This is a genomic window from Paraburkholderia sp. JPY465, from assembly GCF_050436725.1.
Taxonomy (GTDB): domain Bacteria; phylum Pseudomonadota; class Gammaproteobacteria; order Burkholderiales; family Burkholderiaceae; genus Paraburkholderia; species Paraburkholderia youngii.
This window is the reverse complement of record NZ_JBNDMT010000007.1, coordinates 122354-144998: the sequence shown is the minus strand read 5'-3', so window position 1 is coordinate 144998 and position 22645 is coordinate 122354. Positions and strand designations below refer to the sequence as shown.

Genomic DNA, 22645 nt, shown 5'->3' with positions numbered 1-22645 from the left:
CCCATTACGGGCGCACCTGTGCCATCAGCCGCCTGCGCGACAAATAGACGTTGGCCAGCGCCAGTGCAACGAAGGCGCGGTTGGCATTCTTTGCCAGCCCGCGATAGCGCACCTTCGTAAAGCCCCTCAGGCGCTTCACGACAACAAACACGTGCTCAACCCGGGCACGGATCTTCGACTTGTTGCGATTCTTGCTACGCGCTACCTCATCGACCTGACCCACGCCGGGTTCGCTGGTTGGTGAAGTCGCGTGCCCGGGACGCCTTGCTGTGGATCAACGCTTTCTGGCTCGCATAGGCGCTATCGCCGTAGACGCGTTGCTCCTGACCATGCAGCAACCTTGGCAGCGGATGTTTGTCGTGGACGTTGGCGGCCGTGACCACAGCGCTATGCGCCAGGCCGCTTTGGCTATCGAGCCCGATGTGCAGCATCATGCCGAAATGCCACTGCTTGCCTTTGCCCGTCTGATGCATTTCGGGGTCCCGCGCCTTCTGTTCATTCTTCGTCGAACCCGGCGCCGAGATCAGCGTTGCGTCCACGATAGTGCCGCTATTGAGCTTCATCCCGCTGGACTGCAGTACCTGACCTGCGTAATTCGCGGAAGCTGGACACGCGTTTCGCGTGAAGGTGGACGGTTGTTTCGCGCGAAGCTGGACAGTCGGAGCGCAGCGACGCGGGGTTTTCGATTTTTACTCTGACTGTGGATTGGCGGTCAAACTCTTTTTGCGTTTGCGCATCGATTCGCCACTGAGATTGATGCGGTAAGTGTTGTGCACGAGCCGATCAAGAATCGCGTCGGCAAGCGTCGGATCGCCAAGTGCGGCGTGCCAGCTCTCAACCGGAATCTGGCTTGTCACGAGCGTTGAACGATGCCCGTGACGGTCATCAAGTATCTCGAGCAGGTCGCGCCCGGCACCGTCGCTCATCGGTGCCATTGCGAAGTCGTCCATCAGCAGCACGTCTGTCTTTGCCCACTGGGCCAGCAGCCGCGCATATCGGCCGCTGCGGTGAGCGATGGCGAGGTCCTCATTGAGCCGTGGCATCTTCAGATACAGCGCCGAGAAGCCCTGACGACATGCCTGGTTGGCCAGCGCACAGGCCAGCCAGGTCTTGCCAAGGCCGGTGGCACCGATGATTACGGTGCTGTTGCGTTCGCGAACCCAGTTGCCGCTCAGCAGTTGCCCGATGAGGCTGCGGTCGAGTCCGCGAGCCGAGCGGTAGTCGATGTCCTCGGGCACGGCATCAGGGAACTTCAGTTTCGCGCGGCGCAGCCGCGCCGTCGTCTGTCGTGATTCGCGTACGCTGGATTCACGCTCAACGAGCAGGCCGAGTCGTTCCTCGAAGCTCATCGCTTCGATGTCGGCGAGTCCCTGCTGCTCGGTGAGCGCGGGGGCCATGCCACTCAGGCGCAACTCGTGAGCTTCTCGATGGTCGGATGTCTGAGACACGCGAACGGAATAGTCTGCCCCATGCTGCAATTGAATTTGCCCGGGCGCCGTCGAATATCCGAAATCGAATCACGGGTCGCCTCTCATCGTGCCATCCGTGAAAGCAGGGAGCGGGAAGCACGCCAGTCGGCCGAGGCCCGCCGTCGTAAGGAACGCACACGGTACCTCACATTACTTCTCGAACAGGAAGACACGGCGTGGTCAAGCATCGATGCACACCTGCGACGCACAACGGGTAGCGCCTACGATCAGGCATTCCAGAAGTTGCAGGATTTCGCTGAAGCGTATGAAAACGCCAGGCGCGATGTCGTATTCCGGCGTCGTCCGGCGCAATTGATGTCGAGTCATGGCAAGCGGGGAGCCTGGCTTGCCGGGCTGCAAAAAGCGGGGTAGTTGTGGCAACCCAAGTCTTAGCCTCCCTGGCCGACCTGCTGAAACACTTCCGCAAATCTGGGATGAACTCTGAGCCCGGATGGCACGCCCGGCATATATGCCAACTTTCGGCGATTTGATCAGGTCATAATAACTTGGGCGCCTATGATAGGAAATTGTGCTTACCTTGTTCGCCCCCCGAAATCCGGGCAAGGTGCGCTGGGCAGCATGGCGGTGGCGACGTTGAATACGCCATGCTCAACGACAACCATTTATTGGGCACTCGGGCAGGCCGAGAAGATTGTCCGCAATGGTCATGTCGTGCCCGGTCCTGAGGTATTTGTGGCCTTGCGGGGTTTGCCAGACGAACACATCAACAGTCTCGCCACCTCCGACAACATAGAAGTTCCACTTACCCGTCTCAATCCCGTTAATAGCGTCTTTCTCCCTCATGTTCCACCGACTCCCGTCGGCATTCTTTCCGCCGATATGCGAAATGGCCTCGTGCCTACGCTGCCTCTTCGTCTTGCTGATGCAGAGAACCTGAATACGCTGCGCCATAAAACCCCCCAGCCTTTATGATGGAGTTTGATATTGTGCGATCCATCATAGTAAGGACTTGCAGGGTTACACGTGGTTTATTTGCCATGCATTAGCGCTGCATCAAACAAAGCTGGTTTTTGAGCTATTGTCGAATCTGGTGTACAGCGGGAGCGGCGGGAATTTGAGAAGGCGGTGGCGGTCTAGCGAGAATGTTGCTTGTCAAAGGCACAACCAGCGAACCCGAGAAGGCCGGACCCGACCACCATGAAGAAGATTACGCAAGAAGCGAACAGCAGTAAAGCGCAAACGAAAAGCGTGCTAGATGAGCTGATCCAGCAAGGCGCGCGGCAGATCATTCAGCAGGCAGTCGAGGTGGAACCGGCGACCATGCTCGAACAGTACAGCAACGTGAAGTCGATCGACGGCCGGCGTGCCGTGGTGCGCAACGGCTACCTGCCCGAGCGCGAGGTCGTCACAGCGATCGGTCCGGTGACGGTTCAGGTGCCGAAGGTGCGGGATCGTTCGGGCTGGGGCATCCGGTTCAATTCGACGATCGTGCCGCCGTACGTGCGCAAGTCCGCGCGCGTGTCGGCAGCGCTGCCGTGGCTGTACCTGCGAGGCATCTCGACGGGCGACATGAGCGAAGCCATGGGCATCATGCTGGGCGGCCAGGTCAGCGGCATGTCGCCGAACGTCGTGAGCCGGCTGAAGGCCCAATGGGCCGATGAGCATGAGCAGTGGAATCGGCGTGAGCTGTCGTCGGCGCGCTGGGTCTACTGGTGGGCCGACGGCATTCACACCGGTGTGCGCAGCGACGATTCCGACGGCCAGTGCCTGCTGGTGATCATTGGCGTCAAACCGGACGGGACGAAGGAACGTGTGGCCATCGGTGACGGCTACCGGGAATCGAAGGCATCGTGGAGCGAACTGCTGCTCGATCTGAAGAAGCGCGGCCTGCCGTCGGGGCCACTGCTGGCCTGCGGCGATGGCGCGATGGGATTCTGGGCCGCGATGGAGGAAGTGTTCCCGCAGACGAAGCATCAGCGCTGCTGGTTTCACAAGATGGGTAACGTGCTCAATGCGCTGCCGAAATCGCAGCAGGCTCGAGGCAAGAAGGCGATGCAGGACATCTGGATGGCGGCCACGCGCGCTGATGCACTGGCCGCATTCAATCACTTCGTCGACGCGTACTCGGCAAAGTACCCGAAGGTCGCCGAAAAGCTGACGGAAGATCGTGACGAGCTGCTCGCGTTTTACGATTTCCCGGCTGAACACTGGCAGCATCTGCGCACCACGAACCCGATTGAATCGACCTTTGCGACGGTGCGCCATCGCACGAAACGCACGCGCAACTGTGTATCGCGCGCGACGTTCCTCGGGCTGGCGTTCAAGCTGATCGAGTCGGCCGAAGAATCGTGGCGGCGCATCCGCGCCCCGGAAAAGCTCACTTCGATGCTTGACGGGATGACGTTCAAGGATGGAGAACCGGTGACCGACAGCACACCGGCTCAGCAATCGATAGCCGCCTGATTACGCCGAGACCGCATACACCAGATTTGACTTTAACTCCTGGTTTTTAAGGGTGTGGTGCAAATAGCGCTCAAGGATCGGTTAGAGTGTCGCCCTGACCGATTTGAGGAGCCGCGATGAACAAGCTGAAAAGTCTGGACGGGCTGAACCGCCCCGGGTTTTCCGGAGACTCCACTTCTTGAGAAAATGGAGCTATGGAAAACACGAAGAAGAAATCCCCAAGATACTCGCCGGAAGTGCGTGAGCGGGCTGTGCGAATGGTGCTGGAACATCAAGGCGACCGGGAATCGCAATGGAAAGTGATCGCGTCGATTGCGGCGAAGTTTGGCTGCTCGGGCGAGACGCTGCGTAGCTGGGTGCGCAAGGAGGAGCGGGATCGGGGTTTGCGCCCGGGCACGAGTACGCAGGAGCAGGATCGGCTCAAGGAACTGGAGCGGGAAGTACGTGAGCTTCGGCAGGTCAATGAAATCCTGCGCAAGGCGTCAGCGTATTTCGCACAGGCGGAGCTCGACCGCCGACCGAAGTGATGATCACGTTCATCGATGATCACCGGCACGTCTACGGGGTCGAGCCGATCTGCAGGGTGCTGCCAATCGCACCGTCGACGTACTACACCCATGTGGCTCGCCGCGCCAATCCTGACCTGGTGCCGCCGCGGGCCCAGCGTGACAGGATGCTCAAGGATGAGATCCGGCGCGCGTGGGAAGAAAACTTCCAGGTCTATGGCGCAGACAAGGTCTGGACGCAATTGAAGCGCGAAGGCATTGTCGTGGCGCGCTGCACGGTCGAGCGGCTGATGAAGCAGATGGGCCTGCGCGGCGTGGTGCGGGGCAAGACGGTACGTACGACAGTGAGCGATGGTTCGACGCCGTGCCCGAAGGATCTGGTGAAGCGGCAATTCACGGCCGAACGGCCCAATGCGCTGTGGGTTTCAGATTTTACCTATGTATCGAGCTGGCAGGGCTTCGTCTATGTCGCGTTCATCATCGACGTGTTCGCCCGACGCATTGTCGGCTGGCGCGTGTCGAGCTCGGCGCGCACGGACTTCGTTCTGGACGCACTGGAGCAGGCCTTGTACGAACGACAGCCGGCGCAGCAGGACGGGCTGATCCATCACAGCGACCGCGGCGTGCAATACGTATCGATCCGCTATACGGATCGGCTGGTCGAGGCGGGCATCGAGCCGTCGGTGGGCAGCGTGGGCGACTCCTACGATAACGCACTGGCTGAAACGATCAACGGCTTGTACAAGGCAGAGGTCATCCATCGCCTCGGACCGTGGCGCAATCTGCAGGCCGTTGAAATGGCGACGCTCGAATGGGTGGACTGGTTCAACAATCGTCGGCTCTTCGGCCCCATCGGCAACATTCCACCCGCGCAGGCCGAAGCCGCTTATTATGCAAATCTCGCTGGGTCTGCCGCCGTGGCATGACTCAAGCAAAATAGTCTCCGGGAAACCCGGGGCGGTTCAAAGGCGTGATCAAACCGGACCTGTACGAGCCGGAGCTCAATCCGGTGTATGCAGCCATGCTCGCTCACTACGGCGTGGTGGCGGACCCAGCCCGCGTACGAGATCCGAATCGCAAGGGCACCGTCGAGAACGCTATCCAGCATACCCAAGGCACGGCCCTGAAGGGGCGCCGGTTCGAGTCGATCGAGGAGCAAAACGCCTTCCTTGATCAATGGGAATCGAACTGGGCGGCCAGAAGGATCCACGGCAGTACCCGTCGCCAGGTTCAGGCGATGTTCGAGGAAGAGCGCCCCCATCTGCGTGCCTTGCCGGCGCGCAACTTCGAATACTTCACCGACAAGGTCTACACGGTCTGCGACGACACGTGCGTACGGGTCGACCACAGCAGTTACGCTGCCCAACCGGCTCCCATTGGCAGCAAGGTGCTGGTGCGTAAATTTGCCCGTCACCTGGAAATCCGCAACCTCCAGACACAGACATTGCTGCGCACCCACATTCTGGCCGACAGGCCGGGAACAGTGATCCTGCCGCACGACGAGCGACCGTTCAATCCCTCCCGGGAAACGCGCCGCATCCTCGCGCAGGCCAGGACGATCGGGCCATCGGCCGAACGCCTGTGCCAGCATCTGTTCGACACCGAAGGGCGAGTCGGTCAGCGCAAGCTCTGGGGCATCGTCGGCCTGGTCCGGCGCTATCCCCGCCGCCTGATCGAATCGGCCTGCGAGATCGCAATGAGAGAAGGCATGCCCAGCTACAAACAGGTCAAGGCGCTGACCGAGCGTCTGCTGGAGCAGGCGCTGGCCGAACTGGACGCGCCCGTCCAGGGCGAACTGCCCTTGACTCAGGAACATCACCTCATCCGGGACGGCGACGACTACGCCGACCTGTTCACCCTCGGCGCCAAGCATAGCGCCGCCATGCCATCACCCAACGGAGATCTCTCTTGAGCATGAGCCTTGCCGAAATCGACCGCGCCCTGCGCGAACTGCGCCTGTCCGGCATCAGCGCGACACTGGAAACCCGGGTGCTGCAAGCCCAGGCCAGCCAGCAGCCATTCCTTGAAACCTTCTCCATGATTCTGCAGGACGAGCTCGATCGACGACAGTCCCGGCTTCTCGAACGACGCTTCCAGCAGTCCGGCCTGGACGAGCGCAAAACCCTGAGCGACTTCGACTGGTCCTTCAACACGAAAGTCCCCCGGCAGGCCTGCTTCGAGCTACACACGCTGAAGTTCGTCGCCGACAGCGACAACGCGCTGCTGATCGGCAAACCCGGCACCGGCAAAAGTCATATCGCCAAGGCTATCGCCTACAACGCCACCCTGCAGGGAATGAAGGTGCGATACGTCGAGTCCGACACCGTGTTCGCCGGCTATGCCGTGGAAACACGTGCCGATCAGGACCGGCTGCTCAAGGCCCTGGTCGAGCCCGAACTCCTCGTGCTTGACGATCTGTTCCTCGCCAAACGCATTCCCGATGCCGCGGCCGAATTGCTGCAGACACTGGTCCATCAACGCTACAAGCAACGTCGCAGCATCCTCGTCACGTCCAACCGTGTCGTCCAGGACTGGGGGCGCTACCTTCGCGACAGCACCATGGCCTCGACGATCCTTGATCGTCTGCTGCATCGCTCCAAACTCCTCGAGTTTGAAGGCAAGAGCTATCGACTCCGGGAAGCTGCTGCCAGGCTTGCCGTCACTGAGGAATCCGACGCATAATCCGCTCGTCCTGCCTGGGGGAATTTAGCCGCCCACAAGTGGAGGAGTTTGAACTGCCCATCGGGGCCGGCTTCCGACGCTTTGAGCCAGTTGCGCAGCGTCTGTATCGACATACCCAATTCGCCGGCCACGGCGCTCACGCCTTGCCCGTCCTTGACTCGTTGCACTGCAGCTTCCTTGAACTCCGCCGTGTACACCTGGTGCGGTACCTTAAACATTTCTTCTTTCCTTCCTTTCGGTCGAGTTTATACCCGACCTGCTGGAAGGCGAAATTTCAGGGGAAGCTCACTTGGTTGGGGAAATGCCACAAAATCAATTGATGTAGGTGCGCAATTCCAGTACGGGCAAATGACGTCAGCCTTCCCATTCACCGCAAAGGGCGAAAACTCGCTTCCAATTGGATATCAAAACGGCAGCTTCTATTCTGGACGGCCATATTTTGATAACCACCTTATGGGTAAACTTCGAATTAATACAGATAGAAGTTTCACGGTAAGCGATGCGTTGACCATGGGTGTTGCGCTATACATTGACTCTAGTCCCGCGCTAGTTGCACAAGGCGCCCCGAATACACAGTACATTTTCAATATTGTTCAGTTTTCCTACTATTTAATAGTCACCGACTGCGCACTGGGAACCGTCCTGCCACAGTCAGATGGGCAAGGCAGAATGAGCGCGCCGACGTTGGAATTAGACAGCATGACCCCCGCGACGAGGGTCGATTTCGGCCCCGGGGCGACACGCCTGAAATATGATCTGAACGGGACTCTCGATTTTCAAAAAAGCATAATGTGCTCATAGCCCATCTTGGCGGCGACGCAAGCCGGTCGCGTGGAACGTATTACAGTAAATGGGTTCTTCGTAGAAAAGCGTGGAGCGATTTTCACCAATTGCGTAACCTGATACCTGAATGAGTTAAAGTCAAATCTGGTGTATGCGGTCTCGGCGTAATCAGGCGGCTAGCGATTGCTGAGCCGGTGTGCTGTCGGTCACCGGTTCTCCATCCTTGAACGTCATCCCGTCAAGCATCGAAGTGAGCTTTTCCGGGGCGCGGATGCGCCGCCACGATTCTTCGGCCGACTCGATCAGCTTGAACGCCAGCCCGAGGAACGTCGCGCGCGATACACAGTTGCGCGTGCGTTTCGTGCGATGGCGCACCGTCGCAAAGGTCGATTCAATCGGGTTCGTGGTGCGCAGATGCTGCCAGTGTTCAGCCGGGAAATCGTAAAACGCGAGCAGCTCGTCACGATCTTCCGTCAGCTTTTCGGCGACCTTCGGGTACTTTGCCGAGTACGCGTCGACGAAGTGATTGAATGCGGCCAGTGCATCAGCGCGCGTGGCCGCCATCCAGATGTCCTGCATCGCCTTCTTGCCTCGAGCCTGCTGCGATTTCGGCAGCGCATTGAGCACGTTACCCATCTTGTGAAACCAGCAGCGCTGATGCTTCGTCTGCGGGAACACTTCCTCCATCGCGGCCCAGAATCCCATCGCGCCATCGCCGCAGGCCAGCAGTGGCCCCGACGGCAGGCCGCGCTTCTTCAGATCGAGCAGCAGTTCGCTCCACGATGCCTTCGATTCCCGGTAGCCGTCACCGATGGCCACACGTTCCTTCGTCCCGTCCGGTTTGACGCCAACGATCACCAGCAGGCACTGGCCGTCGGAATCGTCGCTGCGCACACCGGTGTGAATGCCGTCGGCCCACCAGTAGACCCAGCGCGCCGACGACAGCTCACGCCGATTCCACTGCTCATGCTCATCGGCCCATTGGGCCTTCAGCCGGCTCACGACGTTCGGCGACATGCCGCTGACCTGGCCGCCCAGCATGATGCCCATGGCTTCGCTCATGTCGCCCGTCGAGATGCCTCGCAGGTACAGCCACGGCAGCGCTGCCGACACGCGCGCGGACTTGCGCACGTACGGCGGCACGATCGTCGAATTGAACCGGATGCCCGAGCCCGAACGATCCCGCACCTTCGGCACCTGAACCGTCACCGGACCGATCGCTGTGACGACCTCGCGCTCGGGCAGGTAGCCGTTGCGCACCACGGCACGCCGGCCGTCGATCGACTTCACGTTGCTGTACTGTTCGAGCATGGTCGCCAGTTCCACCTCGACTGCCTGCTGAATGATCTGCCGCGCGCCTTGCTGGATCAGCTCATCTAGCACGCTTTTCGTTTGCGCTTTACTGCTGTTCGCTTCTTGCGTAATCTTCTTCATGGTGGTCGGGTCCGGCCTTCTCGGGTTCGCTGGTTGTGCCTTTGACAAGCAACATTCTCGCTAGACCGCCACCGCCTTCTCAAATTCCCGCCGCTCCCGCTGTACACCAGATTCGACAATAGCTCTACCTGAATTCAGGGGACATCAGGGGGGAGATTGCTCGATCGCAAGGCACTGCAGGCGCTGGGTTGCTGGAAGGGCTACCGGCTGGAACGCGTAGAGTGGCCACAGGGCGAGAACCACACGCTTTCGCTTTATCTGAAACCGGTGGGCCGGGTCATGCATTGTGAGCAATGCGGAGCGCGTTGTTCGCAGATTCATGAGACGACAGTGCGACGCGTGCGTGATCTGCCACTGTTCGAATATCGGGTAGTGCTGCACGTGCCCCGCCGCCGGGTCTGGTGCGAGAGCTGTGGTGGTCCACGGCTGGAGAAGCTGGAGTGGCTGGGCCGCTACCAGCGGGTAACGGAGCGCTTTGCCAAGGCGTGCGAGAAGTTGTTGCAGGCGGCCAGCGTACAGGCGGTGGCCGCCTTCTACGATCTGGGCTGGCACACGGTCAAGTCGATCGACAAGATGCGCCTGCGTGCCCGTGTGGCCGACCCGGACTGGTCGGCGATCCGCTATCTGGCGATGGACGAGTTCGCGCTGCATAAGGGCCACCGCTATCCTATGCACACGGAGGTGCGTGTCAGCCGGCGACACCTTGCAGCTCCGCACGCTCGTCACAGGTTCCCGTAGGACCGACCCGATTGACCAGCCGCTCGACAGCCGGTAAAACGGGGCATTATCATGTGCGGTCTTTGGAGAAGCACATGAACGACCTAAATTTCACGAGCGGCGACGTGCCCATTTGGCTCGCGCCCCTTTCGAACGTTTACGAGGCCTCGGACACTTACAGCGCACCCGCCAACATGGAGGGGGCCTGGTGACAGTGTTCTGGGCAGACTGGCTGGGCTGGTTCGGGTCTAACGTGCTCGTCGGCGCGCTCGCGCCGTTGATCATCCTAGGCTGCATTTGGTGGTTTCGACGGCAGCTCCGACGACGCGATCCAGTCGATTTTTTTGCCGCGTTTCGCGACGGTCAGCTGGGTTACGTCGGACTGGGATGGGCGGCGGGCGCATTTGCCGAACTCGTCAAGGCCATGGCTGTTGCGAAGGCAGCGACATGGCCGATGGTCATCGCGGGATTCCTGCTTCTGATTGCCGCAGTCTTCAACGGCCTAAACGCCGGCGTGAACGCGATCGGGCCGGAGCCCTTGACAGGCGTCGCCCCGATCTCAATATGGAGCAGGGAATGGTGGTTTGTTCGCTACGCCGCCTTTACCTCGTCGCTGTTTGTCGCTGTGGTAACATTGGCCCTAGCTGGATGGGTCCACGCCATGGCCGGCTGAAGGAGCAGAGCATGGATTATATGCAGAACCCGCATCTGGCGGACCTCAGTGCCGCCGAGCGAAAGCAGGCTATTGAGCAGGCGACCAAGTCCCGCACGCAGAGCCTCAAGCTGTCGGTGTGGGGATCGCTTGTGCTCGTCGCCGTCATGATCGCAACGATTGTCGTGGAAAAGCTTCATTGACGTCTGTCTTACAGCGACCCGCCGAGCCCGCCTGATTAGCGGGCTTTTTGTTGTGGTGAGATTTGACATAACATAATTTAACAACATTTATGTTGTAGGTCCCAAATAGAAATGTCGGGTTTCCGCTAAATAGAAATGTCGTGTTCTGGGTAGTTTGTCCGCCGGACATCCACATGGAGCGCGCCGGCGATGAACGCGACTGGGACGATCACGATGACGATGCGGGAAGTTGACCGGTTCAAGGTCATCCAGGCGGTGACCGAAGCCCGGCTCAAGCCTGGTCAGGCGGCTGAGCGGCTGGGATTGAGCGTGCGACAGGTCGAGCGGCTCGTGCTGCGCTACCAGGCGGCTGGCGTGGCCGGACTGGTGTCGGGCAAGCGCGGTCGCCCGGGCAATCACCAGTTGCCTCCGGGCAAGGCTCAACGGGCACTGGCGCTGATCCGTGAGCGCTATGCGGATTTCGGCCCGACGCTGGCGTGCGAGAAGCTTCGGGAGTGTCATGGCATCGATCTGGCGGTCGAGACGGTGCGCACACTGATGCGAGCGGCCGGTCTGTGGATTCCGCGCAAGGAGCGCCCGCCGAAGGTCTATCAGCCGCGTAACCGTCGTGCCTGCCTGGGCGAGCTGATCCAGATCGATGGCAGCGACCATCGCTGGTTCGAGGACCGGGCGCCGGCGTGCACGCTGCTGGTGTTCATTGATGATGCGACCGGACGACTGATGGCGCTGCACTTCACGGCGACGGAGTCGACCTTCAGCTATTTCGAGGCGCTGCAGAAGTATCTGGGCGTGCATGGCAAGCCGGTGGCGTTCTACAGCGACAAGGCCAGCGTGTTCTATGTCAAGAAGCGCTCGGAGACCGCCGGCAAGGGCGTCACGCAGTTTGGGCGAGCCCTGTACGAGCTCAATATCGACGCGTTCTGTGCGAACACGAGTCAGGCCAAGGGGCGCGTGGAGCGGGCCAACCTGACGCTGCAGGACCGGCTCGTCAAGGAACTCAGGCTGCGCGGCATCAGTACGCGGGAGGCCGCTAATGCCTGGGCGCCCTCCTTCATCGCCGACTTCAACCGGCGCTTTGGCAAGTGAACCGCCCCGGGTTTTCCGGAGACTCCACTTCTTGAGAAAATGGAGCTATGGAAAACACGAAGAAGAAATCCCCAAGATACTCGCCGGAAGTGCGTGAGCGGGCTGTGCGAATGGTGCTGGAACATCAAGGCGACCGGGAATCGCAATGGAAAGTGATCGCGTCGATTGCGGCGAAGTTTGGCTGCTCGGGCGAGACGCTGCGTAGCTGGGTGCGCAAGGAGGAGCGGGATCGGGGTTTGCGCCCGGGCACGAGTACGCAGGAGCAGGATCGGCTCAAGGAACTGGAGCGGGAAGTACGTGAGCTTCGGCAGGTCAATGAAATCCTGCGCAAGGCGTCAGCGTATTTCGCACAGGCGGAGCTCGACCGCCGACCGAAGTGATGATCACGTTCATCGATGATCACCGGCACGTCTACGGGGTCGAGCCGATCTGCAGGGTGCTGCCAATCGCACCGTCGACGTACTACACCCATGTGGCTCGCCGCGCCAATCCTGACCTGGTGCCGCCGCGGGCCCAGCGTGACAGGATGCTCAAGGATGAGATCCGGCGCGCGTGGGAAGAAAACTTCCAGGTCTATGGCGCAGACAAGGTCTGGACGCAATTGAAGCGCGAAGGCATTGTCGTGGCGCGCTGCACGGTCGAGCGGCTGATGAAGCAGATGGGCCTGCGCGGCGTGGTGCGGGGCAAGACGGTACGTACGACAGTGAGCGATGGTTCGACGCCGTGCCCGAAGGATCTGGTGAAGCGGCAATTCACGGCCGAACGGCCCAATGCGCTGTGGGTTTCAGATTTTACCTATGTATCGAGCTGGCAGGGCTTCGTCTATGTCGCGTTCATCATCGACGTGTTCGCCCGACGCATTGTCGGCTGGCGCGTGTCGAGCTCGGCGCGCACGGACTTCGTTCTGGACGCACTGGAGCAGGCCTTGTACGAACGACAGCCGGCGCAGCAGGACGGGCTGATCCATCACAGCGACCGCGGCGTGCAATACGTATCGATCCGCTATACGGATCGGCTGGTCGAGGCGGGCATCGAGCCGTCGGTGGGCAGCGTGGGCGACTCCTACGATAACGCACTGGCTGAAACGATCAACGGCTTGTACAAGGCAGAGGTCATCCATCGCCTCGGACCGTGGCGCAATCTGCAGGCCGTTGAAATGGCGACGCTCGAATGGGTGGACTGGTTCAACAATCGTCGGCTCTTCGGCCCCATCGGCAACATTCCACCCGCGCAGGCCGAAGCCGCTTATTATGCAAATCTCGCTGGGTCTGCCGCCGTGGCATGACTCAAGCAAAATAGTCTCCGGGAAACCCGGGGCGGTTCATGCCAACGAAATCATTCGCTTGTAGGGGTTATATGCTGGAACCGCCGATTTTTTCGAAATTCTTCGAATTCAATAGGTTAGCGGCTATTTTCGGGCGGCAAAGGCCTGATCCATAGCCCTCGCACGCTGGATTTCGTCGCCGTGCAGGTACATCGATGTCGTCGCGATCGATGCATGGCGCAGGTTGTCGCGCACGCTGGTCAGTTTGGCCCCGCTAGCGAGCGCGTGGCTGTGGCGCATCCAGTGCGGACTCGCGCGGCGCAATTTTTCGGCAGCTACCGGATGATCGGCCTCGATCACGTCGGCTGCCTGTGCGAAGAAGCGGCGCATGACGCGCCCCAGACGCGAACCCGCGATACCCGCGTCGCCGTCTTCGCCCAGACTCGCGACCAGTGATGTCTTCGGGTTGCAGCGTTGTGGCGTGACAGGCAGGCGTCGCTGTGCAAGGTACTGATCGAGCGCAGTACGCGCGAGCGGCGGCAGTGCCACCTTGCCGGGCTTGCTGCCCTTGCCGACCAGATGCAGCCACTGATCACCGTGCCCGTCCACGCGGATGCTGCCGAGCTCGGCGCCGACCAGTTCGCTCGCGCGCAGACCCGTCGCGTAGCCGAAGTCAAGCAGGAAGCGCAGCCGCTGGGCCGCTGGCTCCGACCAGCCATAGGACCATTCGAGGCCGTCGGCAATCGCGCGGACCAGCAGCCACTCACCCTCGGTGAAACCGCGCGTCGTGTCCAGCGCTGGCTGCGAGGCGTGGCCTCGGACCTTGACGCCGGAAAACGGATTTGGCGAGCACGTTACGCTGCTCGATCAGCCAGCGAAACAGCGCCGAGAGCACCGTCAGTGCGTAGGCTGCTGAGCGCGCTGACAGGGCAGTGACGACAGCGCCCGCCCGCGTTCGACGATCGCCCACAGGATCAGCCGCTCGGCCTCCTTGCGATAGGCGCGCTGCGTCGTCGCTGTTTCGTGCAGCGCAAGCCACGCCTGTACCGCCTCGTAATCGTTCGTCACGTTCAGCGTGCAGGCATTACGCGGCGCCCGGAAACTGCCCTGCGAGCCATCGACCTCGTGCGGCAGGCGCAACTCTTCCCACGGCACGATGCTGCGTGGCTTGGTGACCGCGACCAGTGCGCGGGCGCGCTCGGTCAACAGCGGATGCTCGGCGAAGAATGCTTCGACTTGCCGAGCCCCCATCGCGCCGAGCCCCTCGATCGTTCGCCACCATCCGCGCCGTCGCCGGATGCGTACGGTCAGTTCCGAGAGCGTATGGATGCCGTGTGCACGCAGGGCATTCGCGGTCCGGGGTGCGAACCACCATTCAATGTCGTCGCTGATCTGGGGCTGTGGCGCAGTCAACGAGGGCAACGTCCTGAGCGCGTGTTCAACTGCCTTGGCTCGCCCCCGCCGCTCTTGGCGCGTGTGCTGGAATACCGCCGGCAGATCCAGTCGATGGCGGCTTTCGGCGAACGCAATGAGCTGCCGGCGGATGCGGCCGAGCATGCCACGTGCGGACCGGCCCGGCGCCTTAAGGCCAGGCAGGTAGCGCAGGACGGTTGCACGTGAACTGAGGCCTGCATACCAGCCACGCAGCGCGGCCAGCGCATCGGCATCCGGGAACCCCCGGGTTCGGCAGGCGTCGCGAGCCGGGCTCGGGCATTACACGTTTCGCAACGAGAACCCGATCGACATCGCAGCCATGCTTGCGGGTCTCGACCTTCTCTAACCACCTGAAATCAAAGAACTTCCAAAATTTTGGCGATTCCGGCTTACAACCCCATGTACGGCCAGGTCTCAGGGCAGATGTCAGGTGTAACCTGGGTTTTTCTCAACGAGGTAGTTGCCAAGCACGAGGTAGTCGATGTCGGTCTTCAAAAATGTATTAATGGCGTCCTGAGGGCTGCACACAATCGGCTCCGAGTCGTTGAAGGAAGTGTTTAGCAGCAGCGGAACGCCTGTGAGTGCCTCGAACTCAGAAATCAAGCGGTAGTACTCAGGGTTATCCTCCCGATAAACCGTCTGCGCACGTACAGTTTGGTCAAAATGAACGACCGCCGGGATCGCACCCGCCTTTTCGGGGTGGACCACTGACGTCGTAAGCATGTACTTTCCTGCATTCACGTCGGTACTTCCGATGAACCATTCCTCTGCACGTTCTCCGAGAATGCTTGGACAGAACGGACGGTAAAGTTCGCGATGCTTCACCTTGACGTTCATCAATTCGCGGATGTCTTTGTTGCGTGGATCTGCTAGCAAGCTACGCGCACCAAGCGCACGCGGCCCCCACTCCATCCCACCACTGAACCAACCGACAATGTTGCCATCAGCGATAAGCTGCGCGGCTTTCCCCGCAACTTCCACCTTGTTGTAGTTCAGGTTCGTGCGAGAAAGCACCGCCTCGATTTCATCGTCAGTGTAGCTCGGGCCGAGGTAGGCGTTCGTAAACACATAGTCCCGCGGCCGACCAAGCATTTGATTCCAAATCAGGAATGCAGCCCCCATCGCGGTGCCAGCATCGTTGGAGGCCGGCTGAATAAAGATATTGTCGAACAGCTTCTCACGCACAATCGCGCCATTAGCTGCACAATTTAGCGCGACGCCCCCGGCCATGCACAAGTTGCGATGGGTTTGATAATCGAAACGACGCAGGATTTCTACGAGCACCTGTTCGGTCAGCAACTGCAGGCCAGCTGCGACATTCACGTAGGCCTGCCAGTTCTCGACGTTGAAGTCCACAGGTTCATAGCGCCTTGGCAGGCCGAAAAGCGTCTCCAACGGAGAAAAGTCTGGCGATTCATGACGCAGCACGGCCAGATCGACGCTCATGTTTTGCTTGCTAGTCACAATCTTCGCAAATAGGTCAATGGTTTTGGTAGCGTCGCCATAGGCGGCGAGACCCATGACCTTGGACGCATCGTACTGGCTAAAGCCAAGATATTTTGACAGCTTCTCCCACACAAACCCGAGTGAATTCGGAAAAATAAAATCGTGCACTTTGCGCAGTTGCGTGCCCTCTCCGTAGTACAACGAAGTACTCGCCCATTCCCCGATTCCGTCAATCACGAGCACCGCGGCCTTATCGAACTGCGACACGTGGAAGGCGCTTGCGGCGTGGCAATCGTGGTGCGGCAGAAAGTGGAAGGTCCCCCTGAATCCGGCGTTCTCAATCAGTTGCCTGCGCGCGGACAGCACCCCATCAATGAAGTCCAGCCCCCCTTCGATTGTCTGGTAGCTATCCTTCTCCAGCGGCCACACGTGAGGCGTGTCGTTCGTATCCCGCCATTGTGCCACACCCTCTTGAAGAATTTCAGGGCTGAAGGAGTAACCGAGGTGCTCACAGTCGGCAAGCGTGATTCCCGCAGCCTCGAGACACTTATTGATCGCGAGCCATGGCAACTCGCCCGTCGTCCCGGGACTGGCGAGTTTCCCATGCTTGATGCGATTTAGACGCTCCTCTTCGATCGCCATTACGACTTGCCCATCCTTGATAAGACAAGCGGCAGATTCGTGGTAAGCGGCGTTAATACCAAGTACATACATCTTGGAATCCTTTAAGGTTGAGGCTACTTCAATACTTCACTGACCAGTATCTCGACGATGCATTGATTACCGGAACAATGCTTAGCACCACATCCAGCGTTCGTTTAGAGGAAATCGCTCGTCAAAATCTCTACTTTCCACCAGGAAATCTATGAACTCAGAGGCTGTTGCTTCCTCGCTGGTGCCAGAGAAAAATTCCCTGGTCATGGATGACGAGTGGCCAACTGAAATTTTCTTGTAAAAATGCAATTTCGAAAAAAAACTGGAAAAATCAAGTACATTTTGTCGGCTGACCAGTTTTTTCATCGATTTCCTCATAAGTAAGCTCGCTGCGCCTTATCATTGTCGGCGTGGATGGTCTGACACCGGGTCGCGTAGACAATGAGCGAAGATCGAACTTCTCATTCAAATCGACCACCATCGTATATCGCGGGCCGACTTCGCGATTGATCGCAGCATGTGTCCCATGTACATGCAGAAACCCGATGTCTTCCGCTTCCATTCGAAAGACATCGGACGACTCCGAGTGCAATGCAGTTGGATTCGTCTTGAGCATGACGTGGGACTCGCGTGAACTTGCGTCCAGCCTCGCCGAACTCCACCATATCCCGGTTCGGGAATAGCATGCCCGCGTGAATTTTCATCACACGTACCATACGAATTGCAGAAGGCTCGAAGAGAACGTTGAGCAGTTCATCGAGATAAGTCAGTTGCACACCGAGCGACGTAGACCCTGCATCTTTGTTTCCCGCATTGAGCCTCGTATCGTTTATCTCCGAACAAGGGTTTCTTAGATTGTATGTATGGAATGTGCCAACTCGAAACTCCGAATACACTTCCGGTGCGGGAGGATGTTGTTCTAACAGTGCTAGGTCCTTGGCCAGTCGTTGCTCGTCAAACGCAACCTTACCTAGAAGTGCCGATATCATATGTATCCCGTGAATTTGCCATATAGGTCGTCAAGCCATATCTTCGACAACGGAGTTCTAATAGCGACGGCGTCCTGGCCCGTCTCGATATACAGAAGTGTCGTACCCGTCACGCAGGATCTGGATGGTGATCACCGCATCCATGACACGCTGCATGCCAATCTACAGTATCTTCGCTCCGGGTTCACCATCGCCCTTGCGCCCGAGGAATCCGCCCAGTGACGCGATCATCCGTATCATCTGGTTAAGCGTCGGTGGCTTTTTCGGGCGGGGTTTCTTTGAGGGCACGTGAGCGCCGTGTATCTCGTCAGCCTCAAATAACAGCGAAGCATCCAGTTCCGGGCTGGTCCTGCCCAGCCGCATGAGCCGTGCGATACGCCAGGACACCACCATATACAGTACAAGCGCCTTCTCCACGCGCTCCATCTGCGAGAGCTGCAACGTTTCAACCCGGCAGGCGTTCTTGAACACATTGAAGAACATCTCGATCTCACACCTCGCGCGGTACCTGTCGATCAGTTCGGTGAGGGCATGTGCATTCGGCACTTCGCGGTTGCTCAGCAGGCGCCAGACGACGGGCTTCACGCCAGTGGGCGCATCCACTTCACATGCCTCAATGCAGCTCAGTTCGACGCCGCCGCGCCCGGGTAACTTCACGCGCTGTGCTCGCAGTTCCTGCTTCACTTCACGCGCCTTCTGGCGACCCCGCCCGGGCAGCACGAAGCTGACATGACCGAGCACCTCGCTCGCGTGTACCGTCTCCCACGGTTTTGCTTCGCCCTTGAGTGCCCAATTGTGCTGGGAGCGGATCAGCCAGTCAGCCGCTTCGCCCAACTCCTGCGCACGCTGCATGAGCGCGGCGATATCACCTTCGCGATCGGCCACATATACCAGCCGCGTGCCCGGCATGGCCGCCACCTGCTGCGCCACGATCTCCTTTAACGTTCTATCCATCGTACGCTTTCGCAGACGCCGCCACGCCGCCACGCCGGCCGTTATCGTCGCGCGGCTCGCGCGCCCACATCCAGGCGTTCATGACACCCAGCGCCTCGCGATCCGGTGTGACCGCATATGTAGCGTGAAGGTACATGCCTACCTGCGCTTCATAACTGAGCGGGCCGGCGCCCTCGATATCCTGCCCGTTGACGTTCAGCTCTGTCGTGTCAGCCACGCACAGGACTACCGGTAACTCGCCCATGCGCACAGCGGTGCGATCCCAGTGCGGGTGCATCATGTCGCGCCAGTCAATGTGACTCATTGCCCAGAAACCGGTATGCCGCCATGGTCTCGGCCCAGCCCTCACAGGCACCCGGAATACTCGCCGTGGGACGCGCGGCGGACCGCTTCAGCAGTTCCTTCGCGCGACGATCCCGCCTCGGGTCGCCCAGATCCAGTGTTTCAAATTCCTCGTCCACCCATGACCCCGGCTCATTACGAATCCGCATTCGAAAAGTCGAGAGTAAGCGCGAAATTCTGGCCGTTAAGGAAGCTCTGCAGAAGTCGTTTTCGTAGCGGCGATTTTCCACACGCATCGCAGTCTGAACGGCGACGACATTCCTTGTGCGGAGATCGCCCGGTACAGTCACCAGTCGGAGGCTGTACCGGTGAAACATATGCCCGCACCGGCTCCATCTTAAGCGTTTCGCAAAGCTCTGCGCGCCATCCACAAATTGCTCAAAGCGAACAACGTGGTGATCTGGGCAGTGTTTTTCATCAAACCGCGATAGCGGGTCTTCGCATAGCCGAACTGCCGCTTGATGACGCGAAACGGGTGCTCAACCTTGGCACGGATACCGGCCTTGAGCCGCTCGATCTGATCGTATATCGCGTCCAGAGGATTACTCTGGTCCAGTAGTCTGCGCTTGCCCGGTCTCATCGCAACATGCCAACGAGCTGCGTCGGCCTTACAATGCTTTTCGATTCCCTGATACCCGGCGTCAGCGTAGACATCCGTCTCCTTGCCGTGCAGCAACGCCTGGGCAACGGTGGTGTCGTGCACATTGGCCGCCGTTCCAATGACTGTATGAACCAGTCCGGAGTCTGCGTCGACGCCGATGTGCGATTTCATTCCGAAATACCAGTTGCCGCCTTTCTGCGTCGAGTGCATTTCCGGATCCCGGGTGCCGGAACCGTTCTTTGTCGAACTGGGCGCGGCAATCAGGGTGGCGTCGACTGCGGATCCAGCCTTTAGCATCAAGCCCTTCTCCGTCAGGATCTCATTGACCAGTGCGAGCATTTGCGCGGCCAGCCCATGTGTTTCAAGCAGATGGCGGAACCGGAGAATCGTGCTTTCATCCGGCAAACGCACCATGCCGCCGTCGAGACCCGCGAACTCGCGATACAGCGGCACGTCGTACAGCGCCTCTTCCATTGCAGGGTCCGACAGACCGAACCACTGCTGCATAAAATGAATTTGCAGCATCGTCGCGATCGGGAAAGGCGGCCGTCCGGTTTTGCCTGCCGGATAGTGCGGCTCGATCAGCGCAATCAGCTTCGACCAAGGCACGACACGCCGCATCTCATCGAGAAATTCCCGCTTGCGCGTGCGCTTGGTTGACAGATCCAGGTGAAGACCCAACTGCGACATTACTCTTCTCCTCAACTAATTCGCGATGCTTCCAGGATAGCTGAACGGGGCGTCAATGCCAGGACTTTTGCAGACATTCCTTAACAACCCCGGTCACGCCGGTGCATCGCTCAATGCGTTTTAGGATAAACGGCTGCTACTGCGCTACTTCTGTATAAAGAGATGGTCCTAGCCGTCGCATCACCTGATGATTTAGGTGGCAGGTACCAGTTGCTCAATATTGTAGACCGCTTTTTCAATATCATTGAAGAAATCACACCCGATCAGGAACATTCTCTCAGAGGCCGACAGTACTTTTTCCCTGTCGTTCCCGGACAAGTCAATACGAACCGCCGGGTTCTGTCGCGATAAGGATGACGGGCAGAGCATGCTCGCATATGTACCTCGCCGTATTCCGTCAGTCCTCGAAGGTTATTGATCTGCATCGTTCGGAACTTGAGCAGTTGCTGCCTCATCCGGTGCAGCCCAAGCATCGCTTGCTGCATCTCGGTTTTTACCGCTACCGGCTTGCCTGGCTGCTGTACTGCCAGCCAGATCGCCCGGGCCTCCGCTGCATCGTTCTTATTTCGGATGTTGAACGCCTTCACAACCCCCCCCCCGGCATCAGCTTCACCTCGTGGCCCATCGTCGTCAGTTGCCGAGCCCAGTGGTGCGCACCACCGCACGCTTCCATCCCGATCAGGCACGGCGTAAGGTTCGCGAAGTGCTCGAGGAACTTTGCTCGCTTGATCGGCTTGTTCACGATCTCGCCGGTTTCCTGATCGATGTAATGCAACTGGAACACGTTTTTCGCGATGTCCATACCGACTGCTGTACGATTCATCACTGGATCCTCCGGTCGCCTTGGAAAGCTTCCTATTTGCCACTTGGGCACATCGATGCCGTTGACCCGTGAGGATCGGTCACGGGGTGGGACGCGTTCATTTCATTCTTCGAGGTTACGGAGGCTCAATGAGTACGCCACGTACCACCGGACGCACAGCAGGTCACGTCCAGCGGGTAGTGCAGCCGCTTCAATACCTTGCCAATGCCGGCGGGCAGCATCTTGCTCGGCGTCTTCGTCTTTGCCATCATGCTTGTCATACGTTGTGGTCGACGATTTTACTTGACCGCGCTAATGCGACAAAACCCCGCCAACTCGGGTGCTGTTAAAAACCTTAGAACTGGGCGATATTAGAAACTCGAATGGATATCGAAAAAACAATTGATATCCATTCGATTCGCGATTGGTGGTATGTTGGTAGCAAATGTCGTGCGGCCCGTAGTGTTTTGATTTTTGGTTGTGCGCGCACAAAGTCTTTCTTGATCGGTAGTTTGGCTGGGGTGAGGCATCTGCGGGCGGCAATCGTGATCTGAAGCGGCGCGCTCAGCTTATTCTCGCAGATGGCGTGGACTTGACGTGCATGCGAACGCTTGCCCGCTCTGGCGGGTATGGGGGAAATCGCGACATCAGCAACAAGGGGTCTATGTTCGTGAGTCGCCGGGAACTCGTCAACGCACTAGCCTTTCGATAGTGTTCGCGAACCCGCATTTCAGTGGTCGGCATTGACTTCGATGCTTATCGTGACTGGTGTCGTCGTAACGGCGGCGCGCTTGGCCAGATGCCCCCGGTCTTGGCTGGGAGATTGAGATGTCGCATTGTATTCCTTTGGTGCGCCCGGATCATGGGGCGAATAAGCGCTCAACCTTATCAAAAGTGTCTAGTGTTATTGTCGGTAGTGGTACGCTAGCCATTAAGTGTGCTCAGCTAGCCAAAGAAAAGGGGCATGTGATCCGCGGGCTCTGTTAGGGTGACGCAGGAGCGGGGTAGAATGAAGCGATGAAGAAAAGAAAGTCGCTTTATCACGGCCACCGCTTTCCCTGCCATCGTCATCAGCTGCGCGGTTCGCTGGCATTTCCGGACTGAGGACCACCACGAAAGCGGTGGAGAGACCACCGGAGCCTACCGTGTGCGCGCCAGTTCTCGACCCTACCCTCTCGAACAGGATCATCGGGCGATCAAGCGCCGAACTCGACCGATGCTTGGGTTCAAAAGGTTTCGTTGTGCCGCATCCTGTTGGGCGGCATCGAAGTTATGCACATGATCGTCAAGGGGCAGATGGACGATGGCGGCGTTGGTCAAACTCCCGCACAGCAATTCTATTCACTGGCTGGATAAGGAATCCATACCATATCGGACTTGGCCGACCTCTCGCTCTTACTGCGACAGAACCCGCTTTTTGGGCGGTTATTCGCGATCTCGAGAATTTATGCATGCCTTGGTCACAACAAGTCGCATTTACGCGGCTTGATCAGCGTAGCCTTAACCCAAACCA

The 22645-nt window shown here is 59.1% G+C and carries 13 protein-coding genes, 11 pseudogenes and 2 other annotated features; of the genes and pseudogenes, 13 read left to right on the top strand and 11 right to left on the bottom strand.

Annotation, left to right across the window (positions count from 1 at the left end; translation table 11 throughout):
• Window positions 1-4: 4 nt before the first annotated feature.
• Both QFZ94_RS41130 and istB (QFZ94_RS41125) read right to left on the bottom strand, forming a co-directional pair.
• Window positions 5-587, bottom strand: a pseudogene (locus QFZ94_RS41130) (IS5 family transposase); the annotation flags it as partial.
• A gap of 102 nt (window positions 588-689) precedes the next feature.
• A pseudogene (istB, locus tag QFZ94_RS41125) lies at window positions 690-1471 on the bottom strand (IS21-like element helper ATPase IstB).
• Here istB (QFZ94_RS41125) and QFZ94_RS41120 point away from each other — a divergent pair.
• From QFZ94_RS41120 to istB (QFZ94_RS41095), 6 genes and pseudogenes are all read left to right on the top strand, one after another.
• Complete coding sequence (locus QFZ94_RS41120) at window positions 1470-1841, top strand: hypothetical protein (protein ID WP_429463789.1); 372 nt, start codon at window positions 1470-1472, stop codon at window positions 1839-1841. The pseudogene istB (QFZ94_RS41125) and the gene QFZ94_RS41120 overlap by 2 nt on opposite strands.
• Window positions 1842-2048: 207 nt before the next feature.
• Window positions 2049-2402 (top strand): hypothetical protein, encoded by a 354-nt coding sequence (locus tag QFZ94_RS41115; protein ID WP_429463787.1) that lies wholly within the window; start codon window positions 2049-2051, stop codon window positions 2400-2402.
• Between the two features lie 225 nt (window positions 2403-2627).
• A complete protein-coding gene (locus QFZ94_RS41110) occupies window positions 2628-3893 on the top strand; it encodes an IS256 family transposase (protein ID WP_429463785.1) in 1266 nt (421 codons plus the stop codon).
• 194 nt (window positions 3894-4087) lie between these two features.
• Window positions 4088-5325, top strand: a protein-coding gene (locus tag QFZ94_RS41105) for an IS3 family transposase (protein WP_429458928.1) whose coding sequence is annotated in 2 segments (ribosomal slippage) — window positions 4088-4391 and window positions 4391-5325 — 1239 coding nt in all. Because the reading frame shifts where the segments join, the coding sequence is not laid out codon by codon here.
• Window positions 4378-4494: a sequence feature (AL1L pseudoknot), on the top strand. (Overlaps the previous gene by 117 nt.)
• Before the next feature lie 38 nt (window positions 5326-5363).
• Window positions 5364-6311: pseudogene (locus QFZ94_RS41100) on the top strand (IS21 family transposase); the annotation flags it as partial.
• Between the two features lie 2 nt (window positions 6312-6313).
• Window positions 6314-7081, top strand: coding sequence for an IS21-like element helper ATPase IstB (istB, locus tag QFZ94_RS41095; RefSeq protein ID WP_429455436.1), 768 nt, complete (start codon window positions 6314-6316; stop codon window positions 7079-7081).
• 65 nt (window positions 7082-7146) lie between these two features.
• Here the strand turns inward: istB (QFZ94_RS41095) and QFZ94_RS41090 are convergent.
• Together QFZ94_RS41090 and QFZ94_RS41085 are read right to left on the bottom strand one after the other, a co-directional pair.
• Window positions 7147-7299: pseudogene (locus QFZ94_RS41090) on the bottom strand (transposase); the annotation flags it as partial.
• 733 nt (window positions 7300-8032) lie between these two features.
• Entirely contained in the window at window positions 8033-9298 is a 1266-nt protein-coding gene (locus QFZ94_RS41085; protein WP_429455097.1) for an IS256 family transposase, read from the bottom strand.
• Between the two features lie 156 nt (window positions 9299-9454).
• Between QFZ94_RS41085 and QFZ94_RS41080 the strand changes: the two are divergent.
• The 5 genes and pseudogenes from QFZ94_RS41080 to QFZ94_RS41060 form a co-directional block, all read left to right on the top strand.
• Window positions 9455-10027 (top strand): annotated as a pseudogene (locus QFZ94_RS41080) (helix-turn-helix domain-containing protein); the annotation flags it as partial.
• Window positions 10028-10223: 196 nt separating this feature from the next.
• Window positions 10224-10688 carry a hypothetical protein gene (locus QFZ94_RS41075; RefSeq protein ID WP_429463783.1) on the top strand — a complete coding sequence of 155 codons (465 nt, stop codon included), beginning with the start codon at window positions 10224-10226 and terminating at the stop codon, window positions 10686-10688.
• Between the two features lie 11 nt (window positions 10689-10699).
• Window positions 10700-10870, top strand: a complete 171-nt coding sequence (locus QFZ94_RS41070; RefSeq protein WP_410853299.1) for a hypothetical protein — start codon at window positions 10700-10702, stop codon at window positions 10868-10870.
• A gap of 189 nt (window positions 10871-11059) precedes the next feature.
• Window positions 11060-11953: pseudogene (locus QFZ94_RS41065) on the top strand (ISNCY family transposase); the annotation flags it as partial.
• A 50-nt stretch (window positions 11954-12003) separates the two neighbouring features.
• Window positions 12004-13241 (top strand): IS3 family transposase gene (locus QFZ94_RS41060; protein ID WP_429458928.1). Its coding sequence is split into 2 segments (ribosomal slippage): window positions 12004-12307 and window positions 12307-13241, totalling 1239 coding nucleotides; the frame shifts between segments, so codons are not numbered across the junction.
• Window positions 12294-12410 (top strand) — a sequence feature (AL1L pseudoknot). It overlaps the preceding gene by 117 nt.
• A gap of 123 nt (window positions 13242-13364) precedes the next feature.
• Here the strand turns inward: QFZ94_RS41060 and QFZ94_RS41055 are convergent.
• The 7 genes and pseudogenes from QFZ94_RS41055 to QFZ94_RS41025 all read right to left on the bottom strand — a co-directional run.
• A pseudogene (locus QFZ94_RS41055) lies at window positions 13365-14876 on the bottom strand (phage integrase family protein).
• A gap of 204 nt (window positions 14877-15080) precedes the next feature.
• The gene (locus QFZ94_RS41050; protein WP_368587385.1) at window positions 15081-16814 is read right to left on the bottom strand and encodes a carbamoyltransferase family protein; all 1734 of its coding nucleotides are present in this window, start codon (window positions 16812-16814) and stop codon (window positions 15081-15083) included.
• An 81-nt stretch (window positions 16815-16895) separates the two neighbouring features.
• Window positions 16896-17120 (bottom strand): hypothetical protein, encoded by a 225-nt coding sequence (locus QFZ94_RS41045; protein ID WP_429463780.1) that lies wholly within the window; start codon window positions 17118-17120, stop codon window positions 16896-16898.
• 785 nt (window positions 17121-17905) lie between these two features.
• Window positions 17906-19188, bottom strand: a pseudogene (locus QFZ94_RS41040) (IS4 family transposase).
• Between the two features lie 188 nt (window positions 19189-19376).
• Window positions 19377-20330, bottom strand: coding sequence for an IS5 family transposase (locus QFZ94_RS41035; protein ID WP_429462112.1), 954 nt, complete (start codon window positions 20328-20330; stop codon window positions 19377-19379).
• Window positions 20331-20710: 380 nt separating this feature from the next.
• A pseudogene (locus QFZ94_RS41030) lies at window positions 20711-21153 on the bottom strand (IS110 family transposase); the annotation flags it as partial.
• Window positions 21154-21258: 105 nt separating this feature from the next.
• Window positions 21259-21404 (bottom strand): annotated as a pseudogene (locus tag QFZ94_RS41025) (IS6 family transposase); the annotation flags it as partial.
• A 111-nt stretch (window positions 21405-21515) separates the two neighbouring features.
• On the opposite strand from QFZ94_RS41025, the gene QFZ94_RS41020 reads away from it, so the two are divergent.
• Together QFZ94_RS41020 and QFZ94_RS41015 are read left to right on the top strand one after the other, a co-directional pair.
• Window positions 21516-21686, top strand: coding sequence for a hypothetical protein (locus QFZ94_RS41020; protein WP_410852915.1), 171 nt, complete (start codon window positions 21516-21518; stop codon window positions 21684-21686).
• A 620-nt stretch (window positions 21687-22306) separates the two neighbouring features.
• A pseudogene (locus QFZ94_RS41015) lies at window positions 22307-22488 on the top strand (DDE-type integrase/transposase/recombinase); the annotation flags it as partial.
• Window positions 22489-22645: the final 157 nt, after the last annotated feature.